This window comes from Thermoleptolyngbya sichuanensis A183 (genome assembly GCF_013177315.1).
Lineage (GTDB): Bacteria > Cyanobacteriota > Cyanobacteriia > Elainellales > Elainellaceae > Thermoleptolyngbya > Thermoleptolyngbya sichuanensis.
Genome location: NZ_CP053661.1, coordinates 951,836 through 975,441, shown reverse-complemented (window position 1 = coordinate 975,441; position 23,606 = coordinate 951,836). Strand labels below are relative to the sequence as shown.

Below are 23,606 nucleotides of genomic sequence, written 5' to 3'. Positions count from 1 at the left end.
ACGTTGACCGAACGGCTCGCGCCCGTATTGGGGTCGGTAATCGAGACACTTGCTTCGGTTTCAGAAATCTTGGCCAACTGCTCCAAGTCAAACCGGGAGATGTCGTTTCGCCGCTTGGAGAGGTGGATGCGGAAGATGTCCTTACGTTCCTCAGCCGTGGGCAAATCGACGAAAAAGATTTCGTCAAAGCGACCCTTGCGAAGAAACTCACCCGGTAGCCGATCGACTCGGTTGGCCGTTGCCATCACAAACACAGGCGAAGTCTTCTCCTGCATCCAGGTTAAGAAGGTTCCAAAAATACGGCTGGAGGTGCCGCCGTCGGAATCGGCAGACCCCGCGCTCCCCGCAAAGGACTTGTCTAGCTCGTCGATAAACAGAATGGCGGGAGAGATAGACTCGGCGGTTTTTAGGGCACTCCGCAGGTTGGCCTCCGATCGCCCCACCATAGACCCGTCATAAACGCGACCCATGTCCAGACGCAGCAGCGGCAGTCCCCACAGGCGAGAAGTGGTCTTGGCAATCAGCGACTTACCGCAACCAGGTACGCCCAAAATCAGCATCCCCTTGGGCTGAGGCAGTCCATACTCTCGCGCTCGCTCCGTAAAGGCGTTCGAGCGCTGGCGCAACCAGGACTTGAGTTCTTCCAGACCGCCCACCGAGTCAATGGTGCTGTCTTCTTCGAGATATTCCAGAATGCCGTTGCGGCGGATGAGCTGCTTCTTCTCTGAGAGGACGACTTCCACCTCGGATTCGGTCAGCTTGCCAGCGGCAACTTGGGCCTTGCGATAGACCTTCTCCGCTTCGTCGCGTGTGAGTCCCAGAGCAGCCTTCAGCAGCTTCTCGCGGGTTTCAGTGGTGATGCGTCGAGCAGGGCGGGACTGATCCAACTGATGCGTCAGGACTTGGTTCAGCTCTGCCATGTCGGGGAGCGGGAAGTCTAAAACAGCGACCTCTTTCTCCAGCTCAATCGGAATGTTTTGAACAGGGGACATGAGCAGGATAGTTTTCTGAGTGTCCTTGAAGCTGGCGATCGCATCTCTCAGCCACCGGGTTACCGCAGGCGAGTCGATGAAGGGGTGCAGATCCTTAAACACAAAGATCCCTGGCTCTCGCTGGCGAATGACCCACTCGATTGCGGCTTCGGGAGAAACGGTATTGTGCTGGGTGATGTTGCGCGGCTGTCCAAACTCCACAATGCCGTGGGTAACTGTCCAGACAAAGACTCTTCGCAGGGGCTTCATCTGGGCGATCGCCGCGATGGTCTGCTCTGCCCGCTCTTCCTCAGAGGTCACGAGATAGATTAGAGGATACTGTGCTTGAACTAAAACGTTTAGCTCTTCTCTCATGTCGTCAACCTGCTATGGACAGTGGAGGACACCCGCAAACCGATTGTGATGCAATCGCCGAACCGCAGATCAGCAGCCCCTATGTAACCTGAATGACCTGATAGATGCCCGACCCCAGTGAATGCGAACCTGTAAGCTTCCAGAAACTGCTCTCGAAGCCCATTTTCAACCGCCTACGAACCCGTCAGACAATACAACCCAACTAGCAAGGAACCAAACTCTCTTCACCCGGTCGATCAAACCCTTCGGCAACAGGCTCAGGAGACGGAGTCATAGAAACGCGATCGACTAACTCGCCATCATCCTGCACGACTCCAGCGTGACTCGCCAAAGAAACTAGCTCACCCTCGCGGATCACATAGGAACTCTCACACCCAGGACAGTTGTATACTCGATGAGTCTGCCCATGAGACACAGATCCGAGAGACGCTTCTACTTCATCGACGACGTGCGGATGAGTCAGGTAGAAGACAATCGCACGTTCCACAATGCTTGACATCGCTTCGTCATCTACCGCTGCTTTGATTTTCAGCTTGCGGTGAAGCTCTCGTGGAACATACAGGGTGAGTTTACTCTTGTCTTGCATATTGATTTCGCGATTGATACCCGGGTATGTCGTTTAAGAATAGAGGCTTGGTTCAAGTGCTGTCAAGACGGAAGACCGCTATGACGGCAGCATTGTTACACAAGTTTACAAATGGCGTTACATCTCGATTCATCAACCGGGGATGGGGCGATCGCCCTCAGCCTTCTGCAACCAGGGCTGGGTCGTCTTCGCGTCAAATGGCAGCCAGCCTGTTGCTCAGTCTGAGCGTCGGACTGGTCAGCAGTTGTTCTCAGCCAGCGGTTAGCGAACGGCGAACCTGGAAGATTTATCAGAACCCCAACTACGGGTTTGAGTTTCCCTATCCCGACAACTGGATGCCTGCGCCCCTGCCAGACAGCCAGGATGGGCGGCGATTTCGCAACCCCTACAGCCCGGATGTGGAAATTCTTGGCTGGGCGAGCCATATCTCGTCTACGCCGGGGGATTCGTCTGAGCAGGTGCGGCGGAGCGTGCTAGCTGCGCCCAACTTTACGACGCGCCAGGGATTGCGCGGACAGTTGCGCGTAGAAATCGGCAGCACCGTCAGCCTGATGACACTGACGCTGACGGAAGAGGGCGTGGTGTATTTCTGGCAGGGGCGATCGCCCAGCGACCAGTTCTCGCAATACTATGAATTCTTTGACTACGTGGCCAAGCAATACTACGTGACTCCCAAGGGCAAATCCAGCCCCCAACCCCCAACCCAGAAATAACCTCAAGACTTACGCACTTGTGATAAGTTTTCTGGACTTGGAGGATTTCTCGCAGGCTGCGTCCGCGAGAAATCCTCCAACTGCGTAAGTCCTAAACCCGAAGTTATTAGTCTGAAATTGCAGCAGCGCAAGGCAGAGGAGCTTGAGACTTAACTCCGGAGCATCGCTACGCCGCTAAATCTTGCCAGCCAGGTGAGCCAGTTGACGCATATTCAGCAGGCGCATGGTCTGCCCAGCCGCGTCAATCTTGATCCAGCCCTTGCTGTCCAGTTTTTCCATGATCTTGGCTGCATCATCTGGATTGATGTCTGTAACATCTGCCAGGTCTTTGATCGGCACGTTGAAAATCTCCGTGCCGTGGGGCGTTGACTTCCCGTAGTTTTCACCCAGCAGCACCAGCGTATTAGCCAGCTTGATCGCCGGAGCGCGGTGCTGAATCTGGAAGCGAAAATTGGTCTGTCGCAAGCGCCGCACCATCAGTTGCAGCATCTTGTGATGCAGTTGCGAATCTTTGAACAGCGTCTGGATAAAGCGCTGGGCGGAAATGCTAAGCAGCTTTACAGGCGACAGCGCCACCACATCCGTCGAGCGAGGAGACTCGTCCAAAATCGCCATCTCCCCAAAGAAATCACCGCGCCCCAAAATCGCCAGCGTGACCACTTCTTCGCCAGAGTGACGGCGCACTTTTACCCAACCCGACTCGACGAAATAGACCGCATTTCCCCAGGCATCTTCCATTAGCACGGCGCGGCCAGCGGGATACTCATGCTCAACCGCAATCGATAAGAGCCACTCCAGGGTTTCTGGACTGGCGGAACTGAAGAGCGGGAACAATTCACTAAAGGCGGTGGTTTGCATGAAGAACGCCCTGGATAAGAAGTCGAGAGTCCCTCCAGGGGCTGTTTTGCGCGAAAGTTATTGGCGCGAAGAGAAACAGTCTGGCGAGACGCATAGTAGTCAAGCACGGGGAGCCACTTGCCAAGGTTAGAATACCCAGGCGACTAGCAAAATTAGCAGCCGCCTGCGGAGTCTGAAAGCCTTTCAAAAGTGCAGGTGAACGTCATTAGTAGAGCCAGATGGTTAAGTCTAGCGTATCATGGCGCTATCCTGGCATTGTCATGGCGCTGTTATGGCGATCAGTCCACGTCGGCGATCGCCCGTTGCAGCAGTGGCAGCAGCGGATCGAAAGAGGGTGGCCAGCCCACTAGAATCGGCTGCTGATGGGTCAGCGTGTCGGGGTCGAGGGCGGCTGTATCAAACCCGATGGGTTTGCCGTCCAGATCGCAACACACCAGCCCGGCCGCCCGGGCCAATGCCAGCGGCCCGACCGTATCCCATAGTTTGACCCGGCGGTTGAGGTAAATATAGAGTGCGGCGCGACCCTGAATCACCTCCAGCACCTTTAGCCCAAAGCTGCCGATAAAGCCAAACTGAGCCTGGGGAATATGGCGCAGAATGGATTCACCGTATCGACGGGCATCTTTGGTACCGATTAGAACTGGGAGGCGATCGCCCGTCAGCTCTGGCTGGGTCGGCATGAGCGGAACCACCTCCCCTGCGCCCGCCTGCCCAAATAGCCCCAGTTCCTCACCCCCAAAATACAGTTGATCAAACACAGGCGCATAGATCCAGCCCGCTGTTGGCCGTCCCTGCTCCAGCACTCCCACCATGACGGAATAATGCGGCTTGCCGTGGATAAAGTCTTCTGTGCCATCCAGCGGATCGACCAGCCACAGGCGGCCAGCTTGCTGCGAGAATTGCCGACGCGAGGCGGCGTTTTCCTCGGAAATCACCCCATCAGCAGGAAACAACGCCGTCAGCCCGCCCGCAAGCTGAGCATCCAGCGCCCGATCCACGTCGGTCACGTAGTCATCCAGCCCTTTTTCGTAGACCTTGAACGACCCTGCCGCCAGATCGAGCGATCGCCTGCCACAGTCCACCACCAGCCGATTAATTGCCGCAAGCTGATCGTCCGAAAGCTTCTGCATGGGTTTCCTACTTGCTCCTGCGCTGCGTGCCGTCCTCGTTTGCCGTCCTCATCATAGACTTAGACTGCATCCTACGCGCTCAAGTGCCACGCAACTCAAAGCAACCCCATCAGAACCTACACACCTGCGATCAGTTTTCTGGATTTCGGAGGACTTCTCGTAGATGCGGACTGCGAGAAAACCTCCAACTGCGCAGGTTCTACCTATGACATGGATAGAAAAATACTTGAGGACAGAGCAACGAATTGCCCCAAGAACGCTAGTCATTGTTGCCGATGCAACTGTTCATCCAAACATTTCAAGAAATAATTTCAGATAGGATTGATGCACTTGCGATAATTTCTCTGAACTTCGGACAATCTCTCGCGGGCTGCACCCGCGAGAGATTGTCCAACTCCGTAAGTCCTGTCAGAAATGTTTAAAAATAGCCTGAATGGGGCAACCTGCCAGCAATGTGGCAATTTCTCTAAAATTGCACGGAGGGCCCTGTAAAAGTCCTGTAGAAACGAGAAAGATTACTACCTTAGTGGTTAATTCAGAAATTGATCAAACCCGCTATGGCCCGATGAACAGTTCATCCTTACCCCTTTCCTCAGGCGGAAGGAGTTCGGTAAGGTGGGAATGCGGCCCTAGTTCGTGAAACCTGCTGTAGACAAGCTGCTTTATGGCTGGCAAGACCTACACCTTCTATCGCCAATCTCCTGCCCGCACGTCTCTCGTTCACCCCACGAGTGGGCAAAATCCGCTGGTCTATCGCGCTGTCGTGCTGATGCTGCTGATTACAGGCGCTATGGGGGCGTTTGTCTATCGCCTGTCCGAACTGCAAATCTTTGAAGGGGCCCACAATCGGGAACTGGCAGAGCAAAATCGGGTGCGCCGCATTCCCCTAGTGGCCGACCGGGGAACCGTGAGCGATCGCCACGGCAAGCTCCTGGCCACCAGCCAGATTTCCCGCTATGTCTACCTCTGGCCCCGGCAGCACTCGCCCAGAGAATGGCAGGAAATTGCCGTTCACCTGTCGCCGATGATTGGCGTTAGCCCAAAGGAAATTCTTGGTCGCCTGGAAAGGGCGGGCTATACCTCTCTGCTGCCCGTGCGCGTTGGCAATCAGCTTTCGCCAACCACGTTTGTGGCCGTGGCCGAACAGTTGCCCCGCTGGCCAGGGGTGGAAATTCTCACCGGATCAAGCCGCCGGTATCCCAACGGGTCGCTTGCATCCCATGTGCTGGGCTACATCGGCGAAGCCACTGAAGAGGACATGGCCCGCAATCCCGATTATCCCAGCGGCATGATTGTGGGCAAGATGGGGGTCGAGCGGCTGGCCAACGCGCAGCTAGAAGGCAAGTGGGGCGGGCGGCTGATAGAAGTGGACGCACGCGGTCAGGAATCTCGCTTGCTGGGCGAACAGCCTTCAATTAGCGGCGAACCCGTCCAGTTGACGCTGGATCTGGAATTGCAGCGAACGGCAGAAAAGGCGCTGGGCGGGCGGCGCGGCGCAGCGGTGGTGCTGCATGTGAAAACGGGTGAGGTGCTGGCGTTGGCGAGTTCACCGGCGTTTGACCCCAATATGTTTACCCGCAACGTAACGGAAGCAGAGTGGCAGCAGCTTCAAAAAGGCGACCAGCCGTTTCTCAATCGGGCCCTCCAGGGATATCCACCGGGCAGCACGTTCAAGATTGTGACGGCGGCTGCGGGGATGGAGACGGGCAAGTTTTCGCCCCAGGCGCGGGTGGGCACGTCGGCGTTTCTCAGCGTGGGCGGGCATCAGTTTTGGGAAAGCAGCCGTCGCGGGTTTGGAGCGATCGGCTTCCGCGATGCCTTGGCCTACAGCAGCAACACCTTTTTCTTTCGCGTTGGCATGTCGGTGGGGCCAGAGGCGATCGCCCGCTGGGGCCAGGCGCTGGGCATTGGCATCGAAACGCCACACCTGGGTCTGGAGGGGGCCAGCATTGGCATGATGCCCACGCCCGATGAGAAAGAAGCGCTATACAACGAACCCTGGTATCTAGGCGACACGATTAGCATGTCAATCGGCCAAGGGCTGGTACAGGCGACCCCGCTGGAGTTGGCGGTGATGACGGCGGCGATCGCCAACGGCGGCAAGCGCGTCCAGCCCCATCTCCTCGCTTCCCAAACCAACCGCCCCGACGTGCAGCCCGTGTCAGCCGGCCTCAAACCCGAAACCATCAAAGCCATTCAGGAAGGACTGGTGGCCACGGTGCAAAAGGGCACGGCTCGCCGCCTGGCCGATGGCTCCATCCCCCTGACGGCAGGCAAAACGGGCACGTCGGAAGTCGGCCCTGGTCGCAAGCCCAACGCCATGTACGTGGGCTATGGGCCGGTGAGCGATCCGCAGATTGCAATCGCCGTCGTCATCGAAAACGGCGGCTACGGCGGCGTGGCGGCGCTGCCCGTAGCTCATGAAGTGTTCAAGACCTATTTTGGCAAGCGGTAAGGCGGGGCTAAAGCGGCGGTAGCTCCTCCAAAATCGTGAACCGGACATGGTTGATGGCCAAATCTCCAATGGACACGTCCACATCGCTGGTTGGCGTTTTGATGTTTTCAAACGAAATGCCCTTAGCCATTTCGGCATGGAACCAGGGCAGACCCATGAAAAAGCGCGTGGGGTAGGGGCCGCCGTCCACCACATCGTCCACATTCGACTCCATCGGCAGCCAGCCAAAACCGGGAATGTAAAACTCAATCCAGACGTGGTTAAACTCCGGCTCCAGGGGATACCGCTGGCGATCGGCGTAGGGTGGACACTTGTAGCGGCCCACGGTGCGGCAGGCAATGCCATTCAGCCGAGCCAGCGCCAGCAAGATGCCGACATACTCCCCACAAGACCCCGTGCCCCGCTCCAGCGCCACATCTGGCGTGTCGATATGGGGCTTGATGCTGTAGGAGAGGCGATCGTAGACGTAGTTGCGAATTTTCAGAATTTTGCGGAGCAGGTTGGTTTCTGTGCCAATGGACTCGCGGGCGGCGGCCCGGATCGCGGGCGTATCCATTGCCAAATCGTCGTCATCGACCAGATAGCGCGACTGAAACTCCAGCGACAGCGGCGGGATTTTCTCTACGTCGTCGTAGGTGAACTGGTACTTGATGCCGCGCACCTCCAGCAGCGCCTTCCAGCCAAAGATATGGCTTTCGTGGGGCCGGAGTTGGTCAAACTTGAACACTGCAACCCGCTGTCCGTCTTGCAGTTCTTCGGTAAACGGGATGCCGATCGGCTCCACCTGTCGCAGCCGTTGGCGAGCCGTTTCCGCAGGCAGAGCAATCCGCCACTCTAGACTGTTTAGCTGCACCGCATCCAGTGGGGAAATCTCCTCTGCGTAGATCATTTCTACCAGAAACCCGTTGGAGAGCGTGTAGTGCTGCTGCGGGTCGTAGCGGAAATAGAGCGGATGGAGAAAGGTGCGATCGCGGAAGGTTAGCTCATAGGGCAGTTCAGGATTATTGGGGTCGTCTCGAATGTAGGCTTCCTCAAAGGAATAGACGACATACAGCACCTCGTCGCCTGTTGCGGGATCGGGATAAAACGCCAGCCCGCTGGGGCTATCGAAGGGGGTCAGCAGGCTGAATCGCAATTCGCCCGTTGCCCGATCCATACAGTAGACCGTGCGCTCCAGGCGATCGCACAGCCACAGTTCTTCCCCCCGAAAGGTGAGATTTTCAATGCCCACACCAGGCGCGGCAAAGCGAGTAATCTCGCGCTGAGTTTCTGCGTCGTAGATCAAAATTGCGCCCGCTTTCTGGCAAGTGACGTAAACCGCACTGCCGTAGACCGCCACGCCATCTGCCGGGTAGGGCAGCGTTGCAAACTCGTCTGGAGTGAGCGTATCGCCGGACAGATCCGTGAGGGGGCAGCGATAGACCCTGTTTTCCCGCGTGAACCAGAGCGTGTCTCCGGCGATCGCCAGTCCGCTGCCATCCAGAAATTGCTCGGTGTGTTTGGAGTTGAGAATCGTCGTGCTGTCGCTGTCGGGGGCGATCGCCACCAGATACCCCCGCACTGCGTCTAGCGTCAGCAGCCTGCCCTCATGCAGCGCCAGCCCCCGCATCATATACACGCCCACCGGACGCACCGTGCGGTGCAGCGTCGTTGCGTTGGACTGAATCACCAGGGAATCTCCCGGCTGTTCTGAGGCATTAGATAGGGCAGGTTCAAGCAGCATAAAGGGTTCGGGATGCAGGAGCAGGGGTCAGGCCGATTAAGCCGTCTTACATCATAGGAAAAAGACCCCAGCGGCGTGTGTATCCAAATGATGGTTTTTGGGCTAACTCCTGATGCTGGCAGGCTCCAGGCAGGGTTCAATCGTGGCAATAACGGACTCTGCCAGCGCGGTGTAGTCATAGCCGCCCTCTAGCCCAAAGGCAAGGTGCGGCGTGATTTTCAGACAATAGCGCGTGAAAATCCCGTAATCGGAAGGGTTCAGGCAAATTCGCGCCAGTGGGTCGGCACGGGTTGCATCGTAGCCTGCGCTGATCAGCAGCAGATCGGGGCGAAACGCCTGGAAAAAGGGCACAATTTCTCGCGCAAACAGCGGCTCATAGTCTGCTAAGGTGCTGCCGGCCTGCATAGGAAAATTTCGCACGGTGTCATGCGGGCCGCGATCGCCCGCCGCGCCCGTGCCCGGATACTGCGGATATTCGTGCAGCGAGCAAAACGCAATGCGCGGGTCAGATTCCACAATCGCCTCGGTGCCGTTGCCGTGATGCACGTCCCAGTCCAAGATGCCGACGCGCTCTATCCCCGGCTGCCGGAGCGCATACTGAGCGGCGATCGCCACATTGGAAAACAGGCAAAACCCCATACCCCGCCTGGGCAGCGCATGATGTCCCGGCGGGCGCACCAAGGCAAAGGCTGGCCGCCCCGTTTGCAGCACCGTGTCCACTGCATCCAGCCATGCGCTCACCGCCAGCAGCGCCGCCTCGTAGCTGTCCGGCGACACGACCGTATCCGGATCGACCTGCCCGCCGCCGTGGGTAGCGACATATTCCACCGCCGCCACATAGTCGGGGGGATGCACTGCGTAGAGCGCTGCCCTCAGGCGATCGCCCTGAGCATCTACAGGCGTGGGCGATCGCCAATCGAGCCGATCGGCCCAAGGCACCTGCCGCAGCGCCGCCACCACCGCCCGCAACCGTCCGGCGTTTTCGGGATGGTAGGAACCCGTGTCATGCTGCAAAAACACGTCGGAATAGAAGATTGGAAACTGCGACATGGCAAGGCGCTTTGGGGAGGAATGCCTCGATTCTACAGCGCTATTCTGGAGGGGTGGGGGCTACGAGCGATCGCAGCAAATCGACCAACCGCTGAGCCTCGACTACATACACGCCCTCAATCTTCTCGTCACTCGGCAGCGCGACCTTGGCCGTAGAAAATGCCAGAATCGGGGTCACGAAGAATGACCAGTTCTTTTGCGACTTTACCTGGACGGCTTGCAGCTTCACCTGTCGCAAAAAATCCTTCTCAAACGGCTTTTTCTCTGCTCCAAATTCTCGCAGCAACCGCACACCATCTGTCACGACCGTCCCTCGGTGCGATTTCACATCAATCACGAAGGCCTGCTGTCGCGGAGAAAGGCAAACTACATCAGCGTCCCCCAGTCCCTTGCCCAGCCACAAGCCATACTCAATCTGCCAGCCCTCAGCAATCAAAGGGTTCAGCAGTTTGGCAATCGCCTCTTCAGCCTGAGCACCCTGATCGGCGTGCCCTGCTCGCTTCCACAAGTACAGCCCGCCAAAAGCAGCCCCAAGCGCAATCGCCCCACCAGATAGATATAGTGAAAATTGCAGAGATTGAGAGGATTGATTTGATGTTGCTGTTCCAGTTGTGAGTTGCGAGAGTTGAAGAGATACCTGGTGCAAGCTAATCGTCGAGGCAATCGCCAAACCTGCCATCACAAAGAGAAAAATTGCCTTGACTCGACGCTTTAGCGCCAGTTTACGAACGTTTTGTCCGGCTCGTAATCCTGCTTGAGATTTTCGTCCCATACACTTTGTCTACAAGCTATCGGTGCACTTGAGTTGCATATACACAATCATACAGTATTTCTGGCGGTATTCATCACATCGCGGCGAAGCTATCGGTGCACTTGAGTTTTGCATACACAATCTCTAGCGTTCCCGATTCAGCCTTACAGACGTTACTGACTGTTGATAACTAGGCGATCGCCCTCCACGCGCACATCCCGCAGGTCTATCCCCCGCGCTTCGAGTTCAGCATTAATCCGAGCTTCCAACTCGGTTAGCGATAGCCCAAGCTGGCTGGCCACGACTGACGCGGGCAGGCTCAGGTTGCCAACTTTCACGGTCATGTTTTCGTCAAATTGCAGCTTGCCGTTTCGCACCGTCGGGTTGCCCTCGATGCCGAGATACACGCCGCGCCGCCCCAGCGCCGGAACAAAGGCCAGCACGCGATCTAGCGCCGCCCGCTCCTGCTCCGTCAAGCCGTCGGTGGGCAGTTCCGACAGGTTCACCACCACGCCGCCTTTGATCTGCCCATCCTCGATAGTGGTGCTAAAGCCGTTTTGCAATAGCGCCTGACCTTCGGAAGATCGGGCGATCGCCTCCGCCACCAGTTGGTTAACCTGCTGGCTATTGAGTTCGACTGGTGCGCTGGAAGTGGCAAGCCTCTCGAGAAGTTGCGAGGAGGGCAGAGTTGGGCTAGAACTTGATATTTCGGTTGGCGCTTCGGTCGTGTACCAATCTGGCACGCGGGCAACTTGCCGCATCGATAGAGACAACGCGGCGATCGCTCCTATGGCAAGTCCTGCCACAACTCCTAAAAACGAAACCAATAACTTATTCATATTGCAAGATCAATCTCAAACTCCCGATGCAAAGCAACATGCACGTCTATACACAATGCCGGTGATTAGGCTATGGGCAAAAGTATATAAAGTGCTTTGCGGAACCATCCTAAGTGTTTCGGCTTTAAGTTTTCCTGTAGTTACTTATTTTTGCTCTCACTTAGAGCTAATTTGTGAAGCAAATCTTAAGAAGCCTGAAACTCTTGGCATGTGTGGCTTTGAGGTCATGCTTGCCCAGGAAAAGCGGTTTCTCGGAAATCCTTGATTAACGAGGCTTTCAGGCTCCTTTACAAACTAGCTCTTAAATTAAATTGGAATACAGCTTTTAGCAAATCGAGAGTTTAGCTTTTCAGCAAATGTTTCCGAGCTTAGAGCGTGAATCAATCCAAATTCGTAACCTTACAAAAACCTATCCTAACGGTTACAAAGCCCTGAAAGGAGTCAATCTCGATATTCCAATGGGCATGTTTGGCCTGCTAGGCCCCAATGGAGCCGGCAAATCCAGCCTAATGCGTACCATTGCCACCCTCCAGGAAGCCAGCGAGGGCACCATTCAGTGGGGCGATATCAACGTCCTAGAAGAAAAGGTGAAAGTGCGTCAGGTACTGGGCTATCTGCCCCAAAGCTTTGGCGTCTATCCCGGCGTGTCTGCCGAGAAGCTGTTGGATCATTTTGCCGCGTTGAAGGGCATCACCAACGGCAAGGAGCGGAAGGAATTGGTGAAGCACCTGCTGCACCAGGTGAATTTGTAAGATGCCCGCGATCGCGCCGTCAGCGGTTTTTCGGGCGGTATGCGGCAGCGGTTTGGCATTGCCCAGGCCCTGGTAGGCGACCCCCGCCTGGTGATTGTGGATGAACCCACTGCGGGCCTCGACCCCGCCGAGCGGGTGCGCTTTCTCAACCTGCTCAGCGAAATCTCAGAACGGGCAGCGATCATCCTCTCCACCCACATTGTGGAAGATGTAAGCGAACTCTGTCCCCAGATGGCGGTGCTGATTGCCGGCCAGATCCGCCTCACCGGGCAACCCATCGGCCTGATGCAACAACTGGCGGGTAAGGTCTGGCGCATTAAGCTGCGCCGGGATGAACTACCCACCTACGAAGAGAAGTACCGGGTGCTCTCTACCCGCTTTTTCATGGGCGACATCATTGCCCGAATTTATAGCGAGTCGGATCCTGGTGCTGGGTTTGAGGCGGTCGAACCAGACCTAGAAGATGTCTACTTCTGTGTGATGAAGGAGATCCCGGCGTTGCAGTCTAGCAACGGGGCCATCCCCTAAGTCCCCAGGGTCTGAATCCATTCAGCCGACACAACTGGTAAGCGGACTATAAAAGTAAGCGAGCTATGCAAAAATCTCGGCGGGGGTTAACCCAAATTCAGGCACTACCGTGGACTCAATCCTTTCGTCACCGCTGTAGACCTGGTCTTCGTATTGACCGCTGACCCAGCGGCAGAGGGTTACCTGCCGCGTTTCTGGGTCCACAATCCAGTATTCGGCAATGCCCCGCGCCGCATACTCAGTGTGTTTATAGCGGTAGTCCCGTTCCCGGTTGGCCTGTCCAGGGCTGACCACTTCTATCACCAGCGCTGGGGGTGGCATATCGCGGGTCAGAGTAGCACGAGGAGCGCCTGCAATAGCAGCTTTTGATTCTTCGGAATGAACCAGCAAATCTGGAATCCGCCCAGTTGCCCGTTTGCCAGTGACTTCTATCTCAGTCCCCCAGACCACACGATCCGCCGGTATATGTTTGATCAACTCCAACAGCAACTTTCTGGCAATCCCAAGATTTTCATCACTTTCGGGCGGCATTTCCACCAGCACTCCATTCACCAGTTCATAGCGAGTGTCGGTGCCGTCGTCGTAAGCCAGATAGTCCTCGAAGGTCATATAGCTGGAGGGGAATGAGACAGCTTGACCCATGATCAAAGCGCTCCATGCATCGACGTTGATGTTTCTTATTCTACTGATTCCGATAATCCAGCCATGATCGCAGTCGCCCATTCAGCTTAGGAATGATTCACCATGCAAGTTGAATTGATGTATCAGCCCGCCTTTACCCTTGGTCGCCTCCAGCTACGAGGCGGCGAACAGGTGCGGGTGGAAGCCGCATCGATGGTGGGGATGTCTACCGGGACAACGCTAGAGACCAAAACCGGCGGCTTTATGCAAGCCCTAAAGCGGTCTTTTTTGGGGGGAGAAAGCTTTTTTCAGAACATCTACACCGCCCCAGCCCAGGGCGGCGAGGTGTGGGTGGCCCCTTCTCTACCGGGGGATTTGAACGTGCTGACCCTTTCTGAGCCGATGCTGATCCAGTCGGGGGCCTACGTGGCCTCGGATATGGGCATTACCCTGGATACCACGTGGGGCGGCTCCAAGTCCTTCTTTGGCACGGGGGGCGGGTTATTTATGCTGCGGGCCGAGGGGCAGGGGCAGGTGGTGGTGGCTTCCTACGGGGCGATCCACGAAATGACCTTGGCCCCTGGACAATCCTTCACCCTGGATACGGGGCACTTGGTGGCCCTGAGCGAATCCATGCCCTTCAAAACCCGCTCCGTCGGCGGCATGAAAAGCTTTCTTTTCAGCGGCGAAGGCTTTGTGGTGGATCTCACTGAGCCAGGGAAAGTCTTGGTACAAACCCGGTCTCAAGATCAGTTCCTGGCTTGGCTCATTCCCAAACTGCCCCAGCCCAGCAGTAGTAGCAGTTGATCGTATGTCCCCAGATCCCAGAGTCCTTAAAGGCCCCTGGGATATCGCTCCCCTACGAACATCCTTTTTTCTCCGAACATGGCTACGCAATCATCCTCGACCCCATCCACCCATCCACCCATTTCCCCCTGGCAACCCGTCTGGGAGATCGTCCGGTTTGAGCTGCAAGACAGCCTGCGAACCCGGAGTTTGCTGCTGGGCTTTGGCTTTTTCTTGGTTTTAGGACCGCTGGTGATGCATATCAACGGCAGCGATGTCCTGTTCTTTCCATTGCTCAGGCAAGCCGCGGGTACTGCCACCCGACCGGGGGAGATGATTCCCTACGCCAATGCCCCCCTGGCCATTATGAGTACCGTGGGCTTTCTGGCCGGGATTCCTTTGGCAATTGTGGTAGCGGGCATCTTTGCCGATCGCGCCACTAAGGACTTCACCGCCAACATGGATGGGCTGCTGTTTACCTCGCCCCTGAAGGAGTGGCAGTTTGCGGCAGGGCGACTGAGAGCTAATTTGTAAAGGAGCCTGAAAGCCTTGTTAATCAAGGATTTCCGAGAAACCGCTTTTCCTGGGCAAACATGACCTCAAAGCCACACATGCCAAGAGTTTCAGGCTTCTTAAGATTTGCTTCATAAATTAGCTCTGATCGCCAGTTTTTTGATCAGCCTGATCACGTTTTCAGGGCTGGGGTTAGGACTTTGGCTGGGGTCAATTTTGCCCTGGATGGCTCCTCAACGCATCGGCCCCTTCAATCTCCTCAGCTATGTCCAGCCCTACCTCTATCTGGTCATTCCCAATATCCTGATTTTTGGTCTGTTTAGCTTTGCCCTGGGATTACTTACCCGCCGCACCCTGACCAGCTACCTGAGCATTGTCGGACTGTATTTTGCCTACAGCGTTGTTGCCTTCATCTTCTCTGTTCTTAACTTGGATGCGTTCTTCAATGTTCTGGCGAATCCCTTTGGGAATGGCTCCGTAGACTACGCTGTCCGGTTTTGGACCAAGATTGAGCAAAATACCTTATCGGTGCCCTTTGCCCCGGCCATCTGGCTGTCGCGGTTGATCTATCTGGGGCTGAGCGCAGCCTTTTTTGCCTGGATTTGGCGACGCTTTAGCTTTGCAGGCATGGCCACGGCCCGCCCCCGACTGGAGCAATTCCTAGACTGGCTAGAACGGCGGTTCCTGGTTTGGAAAACCACCCCGCCGCAGGAACGCCCAGCAGAGGCGGTCCCCGTCCGGTCTGAATTGGCGACCCTCCCCACTGCTCACCGCCACTACGGCCCCGGTGCCCAGGCAAACCATGTCTGGCGCATCGTCCAAATGGAACTCAAGCGATTGATCTGGAATCCGCTGGTGCTGGCGATTTTAAGTATTAGCGTGCTGGTGTTGATGGTGCTAGTCGGCACGTCTATTCGGGATAATTTTGGTGCTCCTGCCCTGCCCGCCACAGCCTTCATCTTGGACATGGCATCCTTGCTGGTGAAATTCCTGGCCCCGCTGTTGATTATTTTCCTGGCCGGGGATCTGGTCTGGCGGGAGCGGGAGGTGAAGGTAGACCCCCTCACCGACCTGCTGCCCGTGCGCAGTTGGGCTGTGGTGCTGGGTAAGCTCCTGGCCCTGGTGCTGATTCTGGCCCTGGTGCTGGTGCTGCTGACGCTCGGCGGACTTCTGGCCCAAACCCTACAGCAATACACCCACTACGAACTGGGGGTTTACGCCATTGGGTTCTTTACCCTCGTGCTGGTGGATTTGCTGTTGATCAGCATCCTGGCGATCACGATTCAGGTGCTGGTGAACCAGAAGTTTCTGGGCTATCTGCTGTCTGCCGCCCTGGTGATTGTGTTTGCCCAGGGAGATGCGCTGTTTCGGTCGGCGCGGTTGCTCCAGTACGGCTACAAACCCGATGCCTACTACAGCCCGATTAGTGGCTATGGCGGAATGCTGGAGCCAGTCCGCTGGTATCAGGGCTATTGGTTGGCGATCGCCCTTCTGCTCCTTTGTGTTTCCGCCCTGTTCTGGGTGCGCGGCGTGGATACTCAACCCAAACAACGCTGGCGCATTGCCCGCCAACGCTTCACCCGCCCCATGCAGACCGTCATGGGCCTCAGTGCCCTAGCTGCGATTCTCCTGGGTGGCTGGATTTTCTATAACACCCACCTGCTCAACCCGGCCCCCAGCCGCGCCCAAGTGGAAGCCCAGGTGATTGCCTACGAACAAGCCTACGGTCGCCTAATCGATGCCCAGCCCAAGATCACCGCTGTGGATTGGCAGGGGGATCTATACCCCGAGGCCGATGGCCGCTTTGCCGTCAAGGGTACCTATACCCTAGAAAACAAGACCCAGCAGCCCATTGACACCATTCTGCTGAACCTGGCCAAAGACATTCAGGTCAATCAACTGACGGTCAACGGTAGCGCTGCCACCGCCACTGCGGAACATCCCGTGGTGCAAGCCTACGAGTTTGCGCTGGCGGCTCCCCTACAACCGGGGGCTACTGCCGAAGTTAGCTTTGACTTGCTGAAAAAGCCCGGCCCAGCGGTGGCAAGAGCAGGCATTAAGAATTTCGCAAGCCATTTCGAGAATGGATTGAATTTCAGAAGCGTTGACTTTATGCCCATGGTCGGCTTCTTCCAGCGGCCCCGGCTTAAGAACGAGCAGAAGCGCGAACAGGCAGGCCTGCCCCCCCTCGATCCAACCGCCGAAGCCGCCAGACAGACCCAATACACCCCCCTAACTCCGGCTGGGGATGCTGACTTGGCCCAGTTCTCCGCCACCCTCAGCACCAGCGCCGACCAAATCGCCATTACCTCCGGCGAACTCCGGCGAGACTGGGTAGAGGGAAACCGCCACTACTTCCAGTACCAGAGCCAAGAGCCCATTCTTCCGGTGGTGCCCATCCTGTCAGGGCGGTACGAGGTGCTCAAGGATCAGTGGCAGGACGTACAGCTTGAGCTGTACTACCACCCAGGGCACGATCGCAACCTGGAACGCATGGCGCGGGGTATGAAAAACACCCTGGACTACGCCACGCAAAACTTCGGCCCCTTCCCCCACACAACCCTGCGCCTAGTGGAAGTGCCCTACGTGGGTGAGGCCGTCAGCTATCCGGCCACCATCACCCGGGGCGAACGCTTTGGTTATCTGGCCAAGTTTGACGACAACGACCCCACCAGCGTAGACGAGGCCTTCCGCATTGCCGCCCATGAAACCGCCCACCAGTGGTGGGGGCAGCAGTTAATCCCATCCGATACCCCTGGTACCAAATTTCTGCTGGAGGCCCTGCCGGAATACACCGCCAACCAGGTCTATGGCTGAGAATATGGCCCCGAAAAACTGGGGTTTGCCCTGCGCCGCAACCTGGATGGCTACTTGCAGAATCGGTCGAAATCCGATGTGCCCCTGGTGGAGGCAGAGGCCCAGCACTTGGCTTATCTAAAAGGCTCCTTAGCCCTGTTTGCCCTGCAAGACTACCTGGGTGAAGATGTGGTGAATGGTGCCCTAGCCAACCTGCTGAAACAGTATGCGGACGTGCCGCCCTATCCCTCGGCTACGGATCTGGTCGCCGCCCTCCGGGCTGTCACCCCCGAAAAGTACCAATACCTGATCACCGACCTGTTCGAGACCGTCACCCTCTACGACAACCGGGTGACTGCCGCCACCGTCAGCCCCCGCGCCGATGGCAAGTTTGATGTCACCCTAACCATCAACACCGCCAAGGTGCGATCGGACGAGGTGGGCAACGAAACCCCCGCCTCCATGAACCAGGAGGAGATTGATGTCGGGGTTTACAACGCCGAGGGCAAGCTGATTTACCTGAAGAAGCACCCCTTCTCCGATGGCGCAAGTTCGCTGACGATCACGGTGGATCAACCACCGATCCGGGCGGGCATTGATCCGCTGCATAAGCTGATTGACAAGCTGCCGGATGACAATTGGGGAGCAGTTAGTAAAGCGAGCTGATCCAGCAAAAGCGGTTAACCTCCCAGCCCCTAGCGGCCCGTTGCTGCGGGAACGCTGGGTCGCTGCACCGTTGGCAGCCATCGGCTGGCGATCGGCATCCGCCAACCCGTGCCAAAGGCGCGATCGGTAATTTTTAGCCCTGGCGCGGCCTGCTTGCGCTTGAACTCGGCGCAAATCACCAGCCGAATCACCTGGTTCACCACGGCCGCGTCGTGACCCGCTGCTACGATATCTTCCGGGGCTTCGTAGCGCTCTACAAACCGCTCCAGAATATCGTCTAACACCTCGTAGGGCGGCAGCGAGTCCTGATCGACCTGGCCGGGTTTTAGCTCAGCGCTGGGGGGTTTGCTGAGGATGTGGGGAGGGATCACCGGTCGCCTTGTGGATTTTAACCAGAGAGAGGAGTTAAAGGAGGGCTGTTTTTCCTGGTTAAGCCACTGGCAGATGCCATACACCCGGGTTTTGGGTACATCGGCGATCGCCCCCAGGCCGCCGTTCATGTCGCCGTAGAGGGTGCAGTAGCCCACCGCCATTTCCGACTTGTTGCCCGTCGAGATCAGCAGATGTCCAAACTTGTTGGAAATCGCCATCAGCAGCGTGCCGCGAATGCGCGACTGGAGGTTTTCTTCGGCAATGCCAAACTCGGTGCCTGCGAAGAGGTCTGCTAGGGCATGATCAAAGCCCTGCATGATGGGCGCAATGGGGATGGTTTGGGTCTGGATACCTAGGTTTCTTGCCAGCTCCAGCGCGTCGGTGACAGAGTGGTCGGAACTGTAGGGCGAGGGCATCAGCACGCCGAGGACGTTTTCGGGGCCAAGGGCAGCCGTGGCGATCGCCGCCACCAGGGCCGAATCAATCCCGCCGCTCAGTCCCAACACCGCTTTGCTAAAGCCGCACTTGCGAACGTAGTCGCGCACCCCCATCACCAGCGCCATCCAGATTTCCGCCTCCGCGCAGTCGGGCAGGGGCGCAACGGCATCGGGCAGGGGCATCAGTTCACCCACCGCCGGGTCAAATGCAGCAAACACCAGATCGCGTTCAAAGGCCTTGGCTCGAACAACCAACTCGCCTGCCCGATTTAGCCCAAAGCTGCATCCGTCAAACAGCAGGTCATCGTTGCCGCCGACCTGATTGGCATAGAGAATTGGCTGGCCATAGCGAGTGGCACTGTGGCGCAGCATGTTTTCCCGCAGGTGCTGCTTGCCGACGCTGTAGGGCGATGCCGACAGGTTCAGCACCAGATCCACGCCCTGGCGCGTGAGTTCGGCGATCGGGTTCACCTCGTAGTGACGCTTGCCCCAAAAGCTCTCGTCGTTCCACAGGTCTTCGCAAATGGTGACCCCAATCCACACGCCGTCTAGCTCGAAGGCGCTGCTCTCCTCGCCCGGTTCAAAGTAGCGGTCTTCGTCGAATACGTCGTAGGTGGGCAGCAGCCGCTTGTGAAAGTAGCGCTGCACCGTGCCGCCCAGCAGCAGCGCAGTCGTGTTAAACAAGGGCTTTTCGCCATCGTGAACCGCGTCCGGGTTAGGCAACACCGTTCCCACCAGCACCGCCAGATCCCCAGGCAGGTCTTGCGCCAACTGCGTCAGGGTTGCTGCCATCGTTGCCAAAAAGCTAGGCTGCATCAGCAGGTCGCGGGGCGGATAGCCACACAGCGAAAGCTCCGTCGTCAGCAGCAGCCGCGCTCCCTGAGCGATCGCCGTTTGCGCCGCATCCAGAATCTGTCGGGCGTTGCTCGTCAGGTCGCCGATAGTGGGGTTCAGTTGGGCGATCGCAATTTTCATATATCAAATTTCATGGCTCAACGCTGCTAAGCGCAATCCCAAATTCAACTTAATTAGTGAACTTGTCACGAAATCCATAGTACCCGCACACTATATCCGTAGGTAACGCAGCAAATTTGGGACAAGTCTTATAACTTTGAGTTTAAGCCTTGAGTTTAATCTGTACTGATTTATTTGGAGTTTCCTGGACATCAAAAATGTCAACAACTTTAACTAACTGCTTAAGCTGCTTACAGCCGTAGGTACGAGAATCAAAATCTGGATGAAGCTGCGTTAGGCGGTTGCCGAATAAGCCTAGCTCCACCCAGCTCTCATCCTCCGCAGCAACCTCATACACTTCTTGGAGAATGCTCTTCGCCTCTTCTAAATTCGTGGGTTGGAGCTTAACTGTCGCTCCACTCTTAGCCTGATTCGCTTTTGGTAACGGACTTTCTTTTGTCTCGGCAACTGCGGCAACTGCTAGCGCTTCTGTCTGTTGCAGAATGTCGATATAGGTAAACTTGTCGCAAGCTTGAACAAAGGCTCTTGGAGTTTTCATGCGTTCACCAAAGCCATAAACAACCAGCCCTGATGCTCGAATTCGATTTGCCAGAGGCGTAAAATCACTATCGCTAGAAACAATACAAAACCCATCAAAGTTCTGTGTATACAAGAGATCCATTGCTTCAATAATCAGCGCCGCATCTGTTGCATTCTTACCTTTAGTATAGGGAAACTGCTGCACGGGCTGGATCGCAAACTCAGATAGCTTATCTTTCCATTGCTTGAGTTGAGGGGTTGTCCAGTCGCCGTAGATCCGTTTGATGTAAGCAGTACCGTACTTAGAAACCTCTTTGAACAGCGGCTCTACAACGTCGGCATTGACATTATCCGCATCGATCAAAACGGCAAGGCGATCGGGGCGTAGCTGTACTTCTCCTCTCATAATTCGTTTAGGCTCCCAGGTGAGAAACTAGCGATTTAGCTTAGCTATCAATTGCCACGGGCTGCGAAACCGCAACAGGCGACGGCGCGGGAGCAGCCGTTTTGGTGCTAAACACTAGCCCATGTTCGCCCACATTCACCAAAATCATGTCGCCTTCGGCAAAGGCATTCTCTAGCAGCTTCGTCGCTAACGGATTTTCAATCTCGCGCTGGATTGCCCGCTTCAGGGGCCGCGCGCCATACACCGGGTCAAATCCGGCATCGGCAATGTAGTTTTGCGCTTCGGGTGTCAGCTCTATCCGCAGCTTTTGCTCTGCCAGCAGGCGATGGATGCGCTGAAGCTGGATGCCCACAATCTGCCGCAGTTCCTTGAGGCTGAGGGCGTGGAACAGGATGATGTCGTCTACCCGGTTGAGGAACTCTGGGCGGAAGTGGTTTCGCAGTGCGTCCATCACCCGCTTTCGCATCTCCTCATACTTGGAATCGTCGCCCGACACGTCTAGGATATGCTCGCTGCCGATGTTGCTGGTCATCACCACGATGGCATTGCGAAAATCCACCGTGCGCCCCTGAGAATCAGTAATGCGTCCATCGTCCAGCACTTGCAGCAGAATATTGAACACGTCGGGATGCGCCTTTTCCACTTCGTCTAGCAGCACGACGGAATAGGGGCGGCGGCGAATCGCCTCGGTCAGTTGCCCGCCTTCTTCATAGCCGACATACCCCGGCGGCGCACCCACCAACCGCGAGACAGAGTGCTTCTCCATGTATTCCGACATATCCAGCCGCACCAGCGCATCCTCCGAGTCGAACATACACTCGGCCAGGGCGCGGGCCAGTTCCGTTTTGCCGACCCCTGTGGGCCCCAAGAACATAAAGGAGCCAATAGGACGACCGGGGTCTTTCATCCCAGCGCGGGCGCGACGAATCGCAGCAGCCACAGCAGCCACCGCCTCATGCTGCCCGATCACCCGCTGATGCAAAAAGGATTCTAGATTTAGCAGCTTTTGCCGCTCGGTTTCCAGCAGGCGGTTGACTGGGATGCCCGTCCACTTGGCGACGATTTCGGCAATGTCGGAATCGGTCACTTCCTGCCGCAGCAGAGCCTTGCCCGCGCCAGTATGCACCTCCGTCAGGCTGGCTTCTTTTTCTTCTAGCTCCCGATGCACTGCTTCCAGCCGTCCGTACTTAAGCTGAGCGGCGGTGTTGAGGTCATAGTCGCGCTCGGCTTTTTCGATTTGCCGCTGGAGCTTTTCCTCCTCTTCGCGCAGGGCTTTGATGGTTTCCAGGATTTTCTTTTCCGACTCCCACTGAACGGTGAGGGTCTGCTGTTCTTGCTTGAGTTGAGTAATTTCCTCCGCGATGCGCTCTAGCTTGTCTTTGGAAGGCCGAAAGGCGGCGCTGTTGACCCCTAGCCGCACGCCTTCGCTTTCGAGCGAGAGCTTTTCCATCTCAAGCTGGCGGACGCGGCGGTCGATGGTTTCTAGCTCGACGGGTTTGGAAGTGATTTCCATCTTGAGCTTGGCGGCGGCTTCGTCTACTAGGTCGATGGCTTTGTCAGGCAAGAAGCGGTCAGAAATGTAGCGATCGCTCAAGACCGCCGCCGCCACCAGCGCCGAGTCGGTAATGGTAACGTTGTGATGCACCTGATAGCGTTCCTTTAGCCCCCGCAGGATTGAGATCGTATCTTCCACGGTTGGCTGACCAATATAGACCTGCTGGAAGCGGCGTTCCAGAGCGGCATCTTTTTCAATGTGCTTGCGGTATTCATCCAGCGTCGTCGCGCCGATGCAGCGCAGTTCCCCCCGGGCCAGCATGGGCTTCAGCAGGTTGCTGGCATCCGTCGTGCCGGAGGAGGAACCCGCGCCCACGACGGTATGCAGTTCATCGATAAACAGCACCACCTGGCCTTCAGAATTGGTGACTTCCCGCAGCACGGCCCGCAGCCGCTCCTCAAACTCGCCGCGATACTTGGCTCCGGCGATCAGGGAACCCATATCCAGGCTGATCAACTGGCGGTTTTTGAGCGATTCGGGTACGTCGCCGTTGATGATGCGCTGGGCCAGGGCCTCGGCGATCGCCGTTTTGCCCACACCCGGTTCGCCGATCAGCACGGGGTTGTTTTTGCTACGTCGAGATAGGACTTGCACCACGCGCCGGATTTCCTCATCGCGCCCGATCACCGGGTCGAGTTTGCCCGCCTTGGCCAGTTCCGTCAGGTCGCGCCCGTACTTCTCTAGCGCCTTGTATTGCGACTCTGGCGACTGGCTGGTAACGCGCTGGCTGCCGCGCACGCTCTTGATGGTGGTTTCCAACTGCTTGGCCTCAATGCCCGCAGCTTTGAACAAGCGGCGACCCACGCGGTCATCTTCGCAGAGCGCCAAAACCAGATGTTCGACCGCGATGTAGTCATCCTGGAACACCTTGCGGGCCTCTTCGGCCCTGTCCAAAAATGTATCTAGGCCGCGCCCCAGGAAAAGCTGGCTGAGGTCGTTGGTGTTGACCTTGGGCTGGCGGGCGGCGAAGGAGTCTAGCTGCTGCCGCAGGCGGGCCGATTCCATGCCGGCCTTATCGAGAATGGTATTTGCCAAGCCTTCCTGATCTAGCAGGGCGATCGCCACATGCTCGACTTCCAGATTTTGTTGACGGTAGCTGCGGGCCACGTCCTGCGATTTCACAATCGCTTCCCACGCTTTTTCCGTAAATTTACCGGGATCGGTTGGCTGCATGTTAAAAATAAATCCTTGAATAGCCGCTCAGGGTGTTCTCTATTGTAACGTGAGTG

Annotated in this window: 18 protein-coding genes and 2 pseudogenes; 8 read left to right on the top strand and 12 right to left on the bottom strand. The window is 56.8% G+C overall.

Going from position 1 to position 23,606, the window contains the following annotated elements:
- Window positions 1-61: 61 nt before the first annotated feature.
- A pseudogene (ycf46, locus tag HPC62_RS04235) lies at window positions 62-1,346 on the bottom strand (stress-responsive protein Ycf46); the annotation flags it as partial.
- A 202-nt stretch (window positions 1,347-1,548) separates the two neighbouring features.
- Complete coding sequence (locus HPC62_RS04230) at window positions 1,549-1,932, bottom strand: hypothetical protein (protein ID WP_172353895.1); 384 nt, start codon at window positions 1,930-1,932, stop codon at window positions 1,549-1,551.
- 80 nt (window positions 1,933-2,012) lie between these two features.
- Between HPC62_RS04230 and HPC62_RS04225 the strand changes: the two genes are divergently transcribed.
- Window positions 2,013-2,645: a hypothetical protein gene (locus HPC62_RS04225; protein ID WP_172353894.1), complete on the top strand. Its 633-nt coding sequence runs from the start codon at window positions 2,013-2,015 to the stop codon at window positions 2,643-2,645.
- Between the two features lie 174 nt (window positions 2,646-2,819).
- Here the strand turns inward: HPC62_RS04225 and HPC62_RS04220 are convergent, their stop codons facing one another.
- A complete protein-coding gene (locus tag HPC62_RS04220; protein WP_172353893.1) occupies window positions 2,820-3,503 on the bottom strand; it encodes a Crp/Fnr family transcriptional regulator in 684 nt (227 codons plus the stop codon).
- Between the two features lie 278 nt (window positions 3,504-3,781).
- On the bottom strand, window positions 3,782-4,633 hold the full coding sequence (locus tag HPC62_RS04215) for a 3'(2'),5'-bisphosphate nucleotidase CysQ family protein (protein WP_172353892.1): 852 nt from the start codon (window positions 4,631-4,633) through the stop codon (window positions 3,782-3,784).
- Window positions 4,634-5,297: 664 nt separating this feature from the next.
- On the opposite strand from HPC62_RS04215, the gene mrdA reads away from it, so the two are divergent.
- Entirely contained in the window at window positions 5,298-7,088 is a 1,791-nt protein-coding gene (gene mrdA / locus HPC62_RS04210; protein ID WP_172353891.1) for a penicillin-binding protein 2, read from the top strand.
- Between the two features lie 7 nt (window positions 7,089-7,095).
- Here the strand turns inward: mrdA and HPC62_RS04205 are convergent, their stop codons facing one another.
- From HPC62_RS04205 to HPC62_RS04190, 4 genes are all read right to left on the bottom strand, one after another.
- Window positions 7,096-8,700 carry a transglutaminase-like domain-containing protein gene (locus HPC62_RS04205; RefSeq protein WP_225910665.1) on the bottom strand — a complete coding sequence of 535 codons (1,605 nt, stop codon included), beginning with the start codon at window positions 8,698-8,700 and terminating at the stop codon, window positions 7,096-7,098.
- Window positions 8,701-8,913: 213 nt separating this feature from the next.
- Window positions 8,914-9,861 carry a histone deacetylase family protein gene (locus tag HPC62_RS04200; RefSeq protein ID WP_172353889.1) on the bottom strand — a complete coding sequence of 316 codons (948 nt, stop codon included), beginning with the start codon at window positions 9,859-9,861 and terminating at the stop codon, window positions 8,914-8,916.
- 40 nt (window positions 9,862-9,901) lie between these two features.
- Window positions 9,902-10,633: a nuclease-related domain-containing protein gene (locus HPC62_RS04195; RefSeq protein ID WP_172353888.1), complete on the bottom strand. Its 732-nt coding sequence runs from the start codon at window positions 10,631-10,633 to the stop codon at window positions 9,902-9,904.
- 152 nt (window positions 10,634-10,785) lie between these two features.
- The gene (locus tag HPC62_RS04190) at window positions 10,786-11,418 is read right to left on the bottom strand and encodes a hypothetical protein (protein ID WP_172353887.1); all 633 of its coding nucleotides are present in this window, start codon (window positions 11,416-11,418) and stop codon (window positions 10,786-10,788) included.
- Here HPC62_RS04190 and HPC62_RS04185 point away from each other — a divergent pair.
- Window positions 11,402-11,716 carry a hypothetical protein gene (locus HPC62_RS04185; RefSeq protein WP_172353886.1) on the top strand — a complete coding sequence of 105 codons (315 nt, stop codon included), beginning with the start codon at window positions 11,402-11,404 and terminating at the stop codon, window positions 11,714-11,716. The two genes, HPC62_RS04190 and HPC62_RS04185, sit on opposite strands and share 17 nt — an antisense overlap.
- Before the next feature lie 91 nt (window positions 11,717-11,807).
- Window positions 11,808-12,731, top strand: a pseudogene (locus tag HPC62_RS23345) (ABC transporter ATP-binding protein).
- A 63-nt stretch (window positions 12,732-12,794) separates the two neighbouring features.
- Here HPC62_RS23345 and HPC62_RS04175 read toward each other — a convergent pair.
- Window positions 12,795-13,373, bottom strand: coding sequence for a Uma2 family endonuclease (locus tag HPC62_RS04175; RefSeq protein ID WP_172353885.1), 579 nt, complete (start codon window positions 13,371-13,373; stop codon window positions 12,795-12,797).
- Between the two features lie 102 nt (window positions 13,374-13,475).
- Here HPC62_RS04175 and HPC62_RS04170 point away from each other — a divergent pair, with 102 nt between their 5' ends.
- The 4 genes from HPC62_RS04170 (at window position 13,476) to HPC62_RS04155 (ending at window position 18,113) form a co-directional block, all read left to right on the top strand.
- Window positions 13,476-14,159, top strand: a complete 684-nt coding sequence (locus tag HPC62_RS04170) for a TIGR00266 family protein (protein WP_172353884.1) — start codon at window positions 13,476-13,478, stop codon at window positions 14,157-14,159.
- Between the two features lie 78 nt (window positions 14,160-14,237).
- The gene (locus HPC62_RS04165) at window positions 14,238-14,672 is read left to right on the top strand and encodes a hypothetical protein (protein WP_172353883.1); all 435 of its coding nucleotides are present in this window, start codon (window positions 14,238-14,240) and stop codon (window positions 14,670-14,672) included.
- A gap of 105 nt (window positions 14,673-14,777) precedes the next feature.
- On the top strand, window positions 14,778-17,468 hold the full coding sequence (locus HPC62_RS04160) for an ABC transporter permease/M1 family aminopeptidase (protein ID WP_172353882.1): 2,691 nt from the start codon (window positions 14,778-14,780) through the stop codon (window positions 17,466-17,468).
- Between the two features lie 54 nt (window positions 17,469-17,522).
- Window positions 17,523-18,113, top strand: a complete 591-nt coding sequence (locus HPC62_RS04155) for a hypothetical protein (protein ID WP_172353881.1) — start codon at window positions 17,523-17,525, stop codon at window positions 18,111-18,113.
- A 29-nt stretch (window positions 18,114-18,142) separates the two neighbouring features.
- Here the strand turns inward: HPC62_RS04155 and HPC62_RS04150 are convergent, their stop codons facing one another.
- The 3 genes from HPC62_RS04150 to clpB form a co-directional block, all read right to left on the bottom strand.
- On the bottom strand, window positions 18,143-19,897 hold the full coding sequence (locus tag HPC62_RS04150) for an NAD+ synthase (protein ID WP_172353880.1): 1,755 nt from the start codon (window positions 19,895-19,897) through the stop codon (window positions 18,143-18,145).
- 142 nt (window positions 19,898-20,039) lie between these two features.
- Complete coding sequence (locus HPC62_RS04145; protein ID WP_172353879.1) at window positions 20,040-20,822, bottom strand: NYN domain-containing protein; 783 nt, start codon at window positions 20,820-20,822, stop codon at window positions 20,040-20,042.
- 40 nt (window positions 20,823-20,862) lie between these two features.
- Window positions 20,863-23,550, bottom strand: coding sequence for an ATP-dependent chaperone ClpB (gene clpB, locus HPC62_RS04140; protein ID WP_172353878.1), 2,688 nt, complete (start codon window positions 23,548-23,550; stop codon window positions 20,863-20,865).
- Window positions 23,551-23,606: the final 56 nt, after the last annotated feature.

Excerpts from the sequence above, each read along its gene's own strand:
- HPC62_RS04200 (WP_172353889.1), bottom strand. The coding sequence starts at position 9,861 with ATGTCGCAGTTTCCAATCTTCTATTCCGACGTGTTTTTGCAGCATGAC.
- HPC62_RS04220 (WP_172353893.1), bottom strand. The coding sequence starts at position 3,503 with ATGCAAACCACCGCCTTTAGTGAATTGTTCCCGCTCTTCAGTTCCGCC.
- HPC62_RS04215 (WP_172353892.1), bottom strand. The coding sequence starts at position 4,633 with ATGCAGAAGCTTTCGGACGATCAGCTTGCGGCAATTAATCGGCTGGTG.
- HPC62_RS04150 (WP_172353880.1), bottom strand. The coding sequence starts at position 19,897 with ATGAAAATTGCGATCGCCCAACTGAACCCCACTATCGGCGACCTGACG.
- HPC62_RS04175 (WP_172353885.1), bottom strand. The coding sequence starts at position 13,373 with ATGGGTCAAGCTGTCTCATTCCCCTCCAGCTATATGACCTTCGAGGAC.
- clpB (WP_172353878.1), bottom strand. The coding sequence starts at position 23,550 with ATGCAGCCAACCGATCCCGGTAAATTTACGGAAAAAGCGTGGGAAGCG.
- HPC62_RS04205 (WP_225910665.1), bottom strand. The coding sequence starts at position 8,700 with ATGATGCGGGGGCTGGCGCTGCATGAGGGCAGGCTGCTGACGCTAGAC.
- HPC62_RS04195 (WP_172353888.1), bottom strand. The coding sequence starts at position 10,633 with ATGGGACGAAAATCTCAAGCAGGATTACGAGCCGGACAAAACGTTCGT.
- HPC62_RS04165 (WP_172353883.1), top strand. The coding sequence starts at position 14,238 with ATGGCTACGCAATCATCCTCGACCCCATCCACCCATCCACCCATTTCC.
- HPC62_RS04145 (WP_172353879.1), bottom strand. The coding sequence starts at position 20,822 with ATGAGAGGAGAAGTACAGCTACGCCCCGATCGCCTTGCCGTTTTGATC.
- mrdA (WP_172353891.1), top strand. The coding sequence starts at position 5,298 with ATGGCTGGCAAGACCTACACCTTCTATCGCCAATCTCCTGCCCGCACG.
- HPC62_RS04170 (WP_172353884.1), top strand. The coding sequence starts at position 13,476 with ATGCAAGTTGAATTGATGTATCAGCCCGCCTTTACCCTTGGTCGCCTC.
- HPC62_RS04185 (WP_172353886.1), top strand. The coding sequence starts at position 11,402 with ATGGCAAGTCCTGCCACAACTCCTAAAAACGAAACCAATAACTTATTC.
- HPC62_RS04230 (WP_172353895.1), bottom strand. The coding sequence starts at position 1,932 with ATGCAAGACAAGAGTAAACTCACCCTGTATGTTCCACGAGAGCTTCAC.
- HPC62_RS04225 (WP_172353894.1), top strand. The coding sequence starts at position 2,013 with ATGACGGCAGCATTGTTACACAAGTTTACAAATGGCGTTACATCTCGA.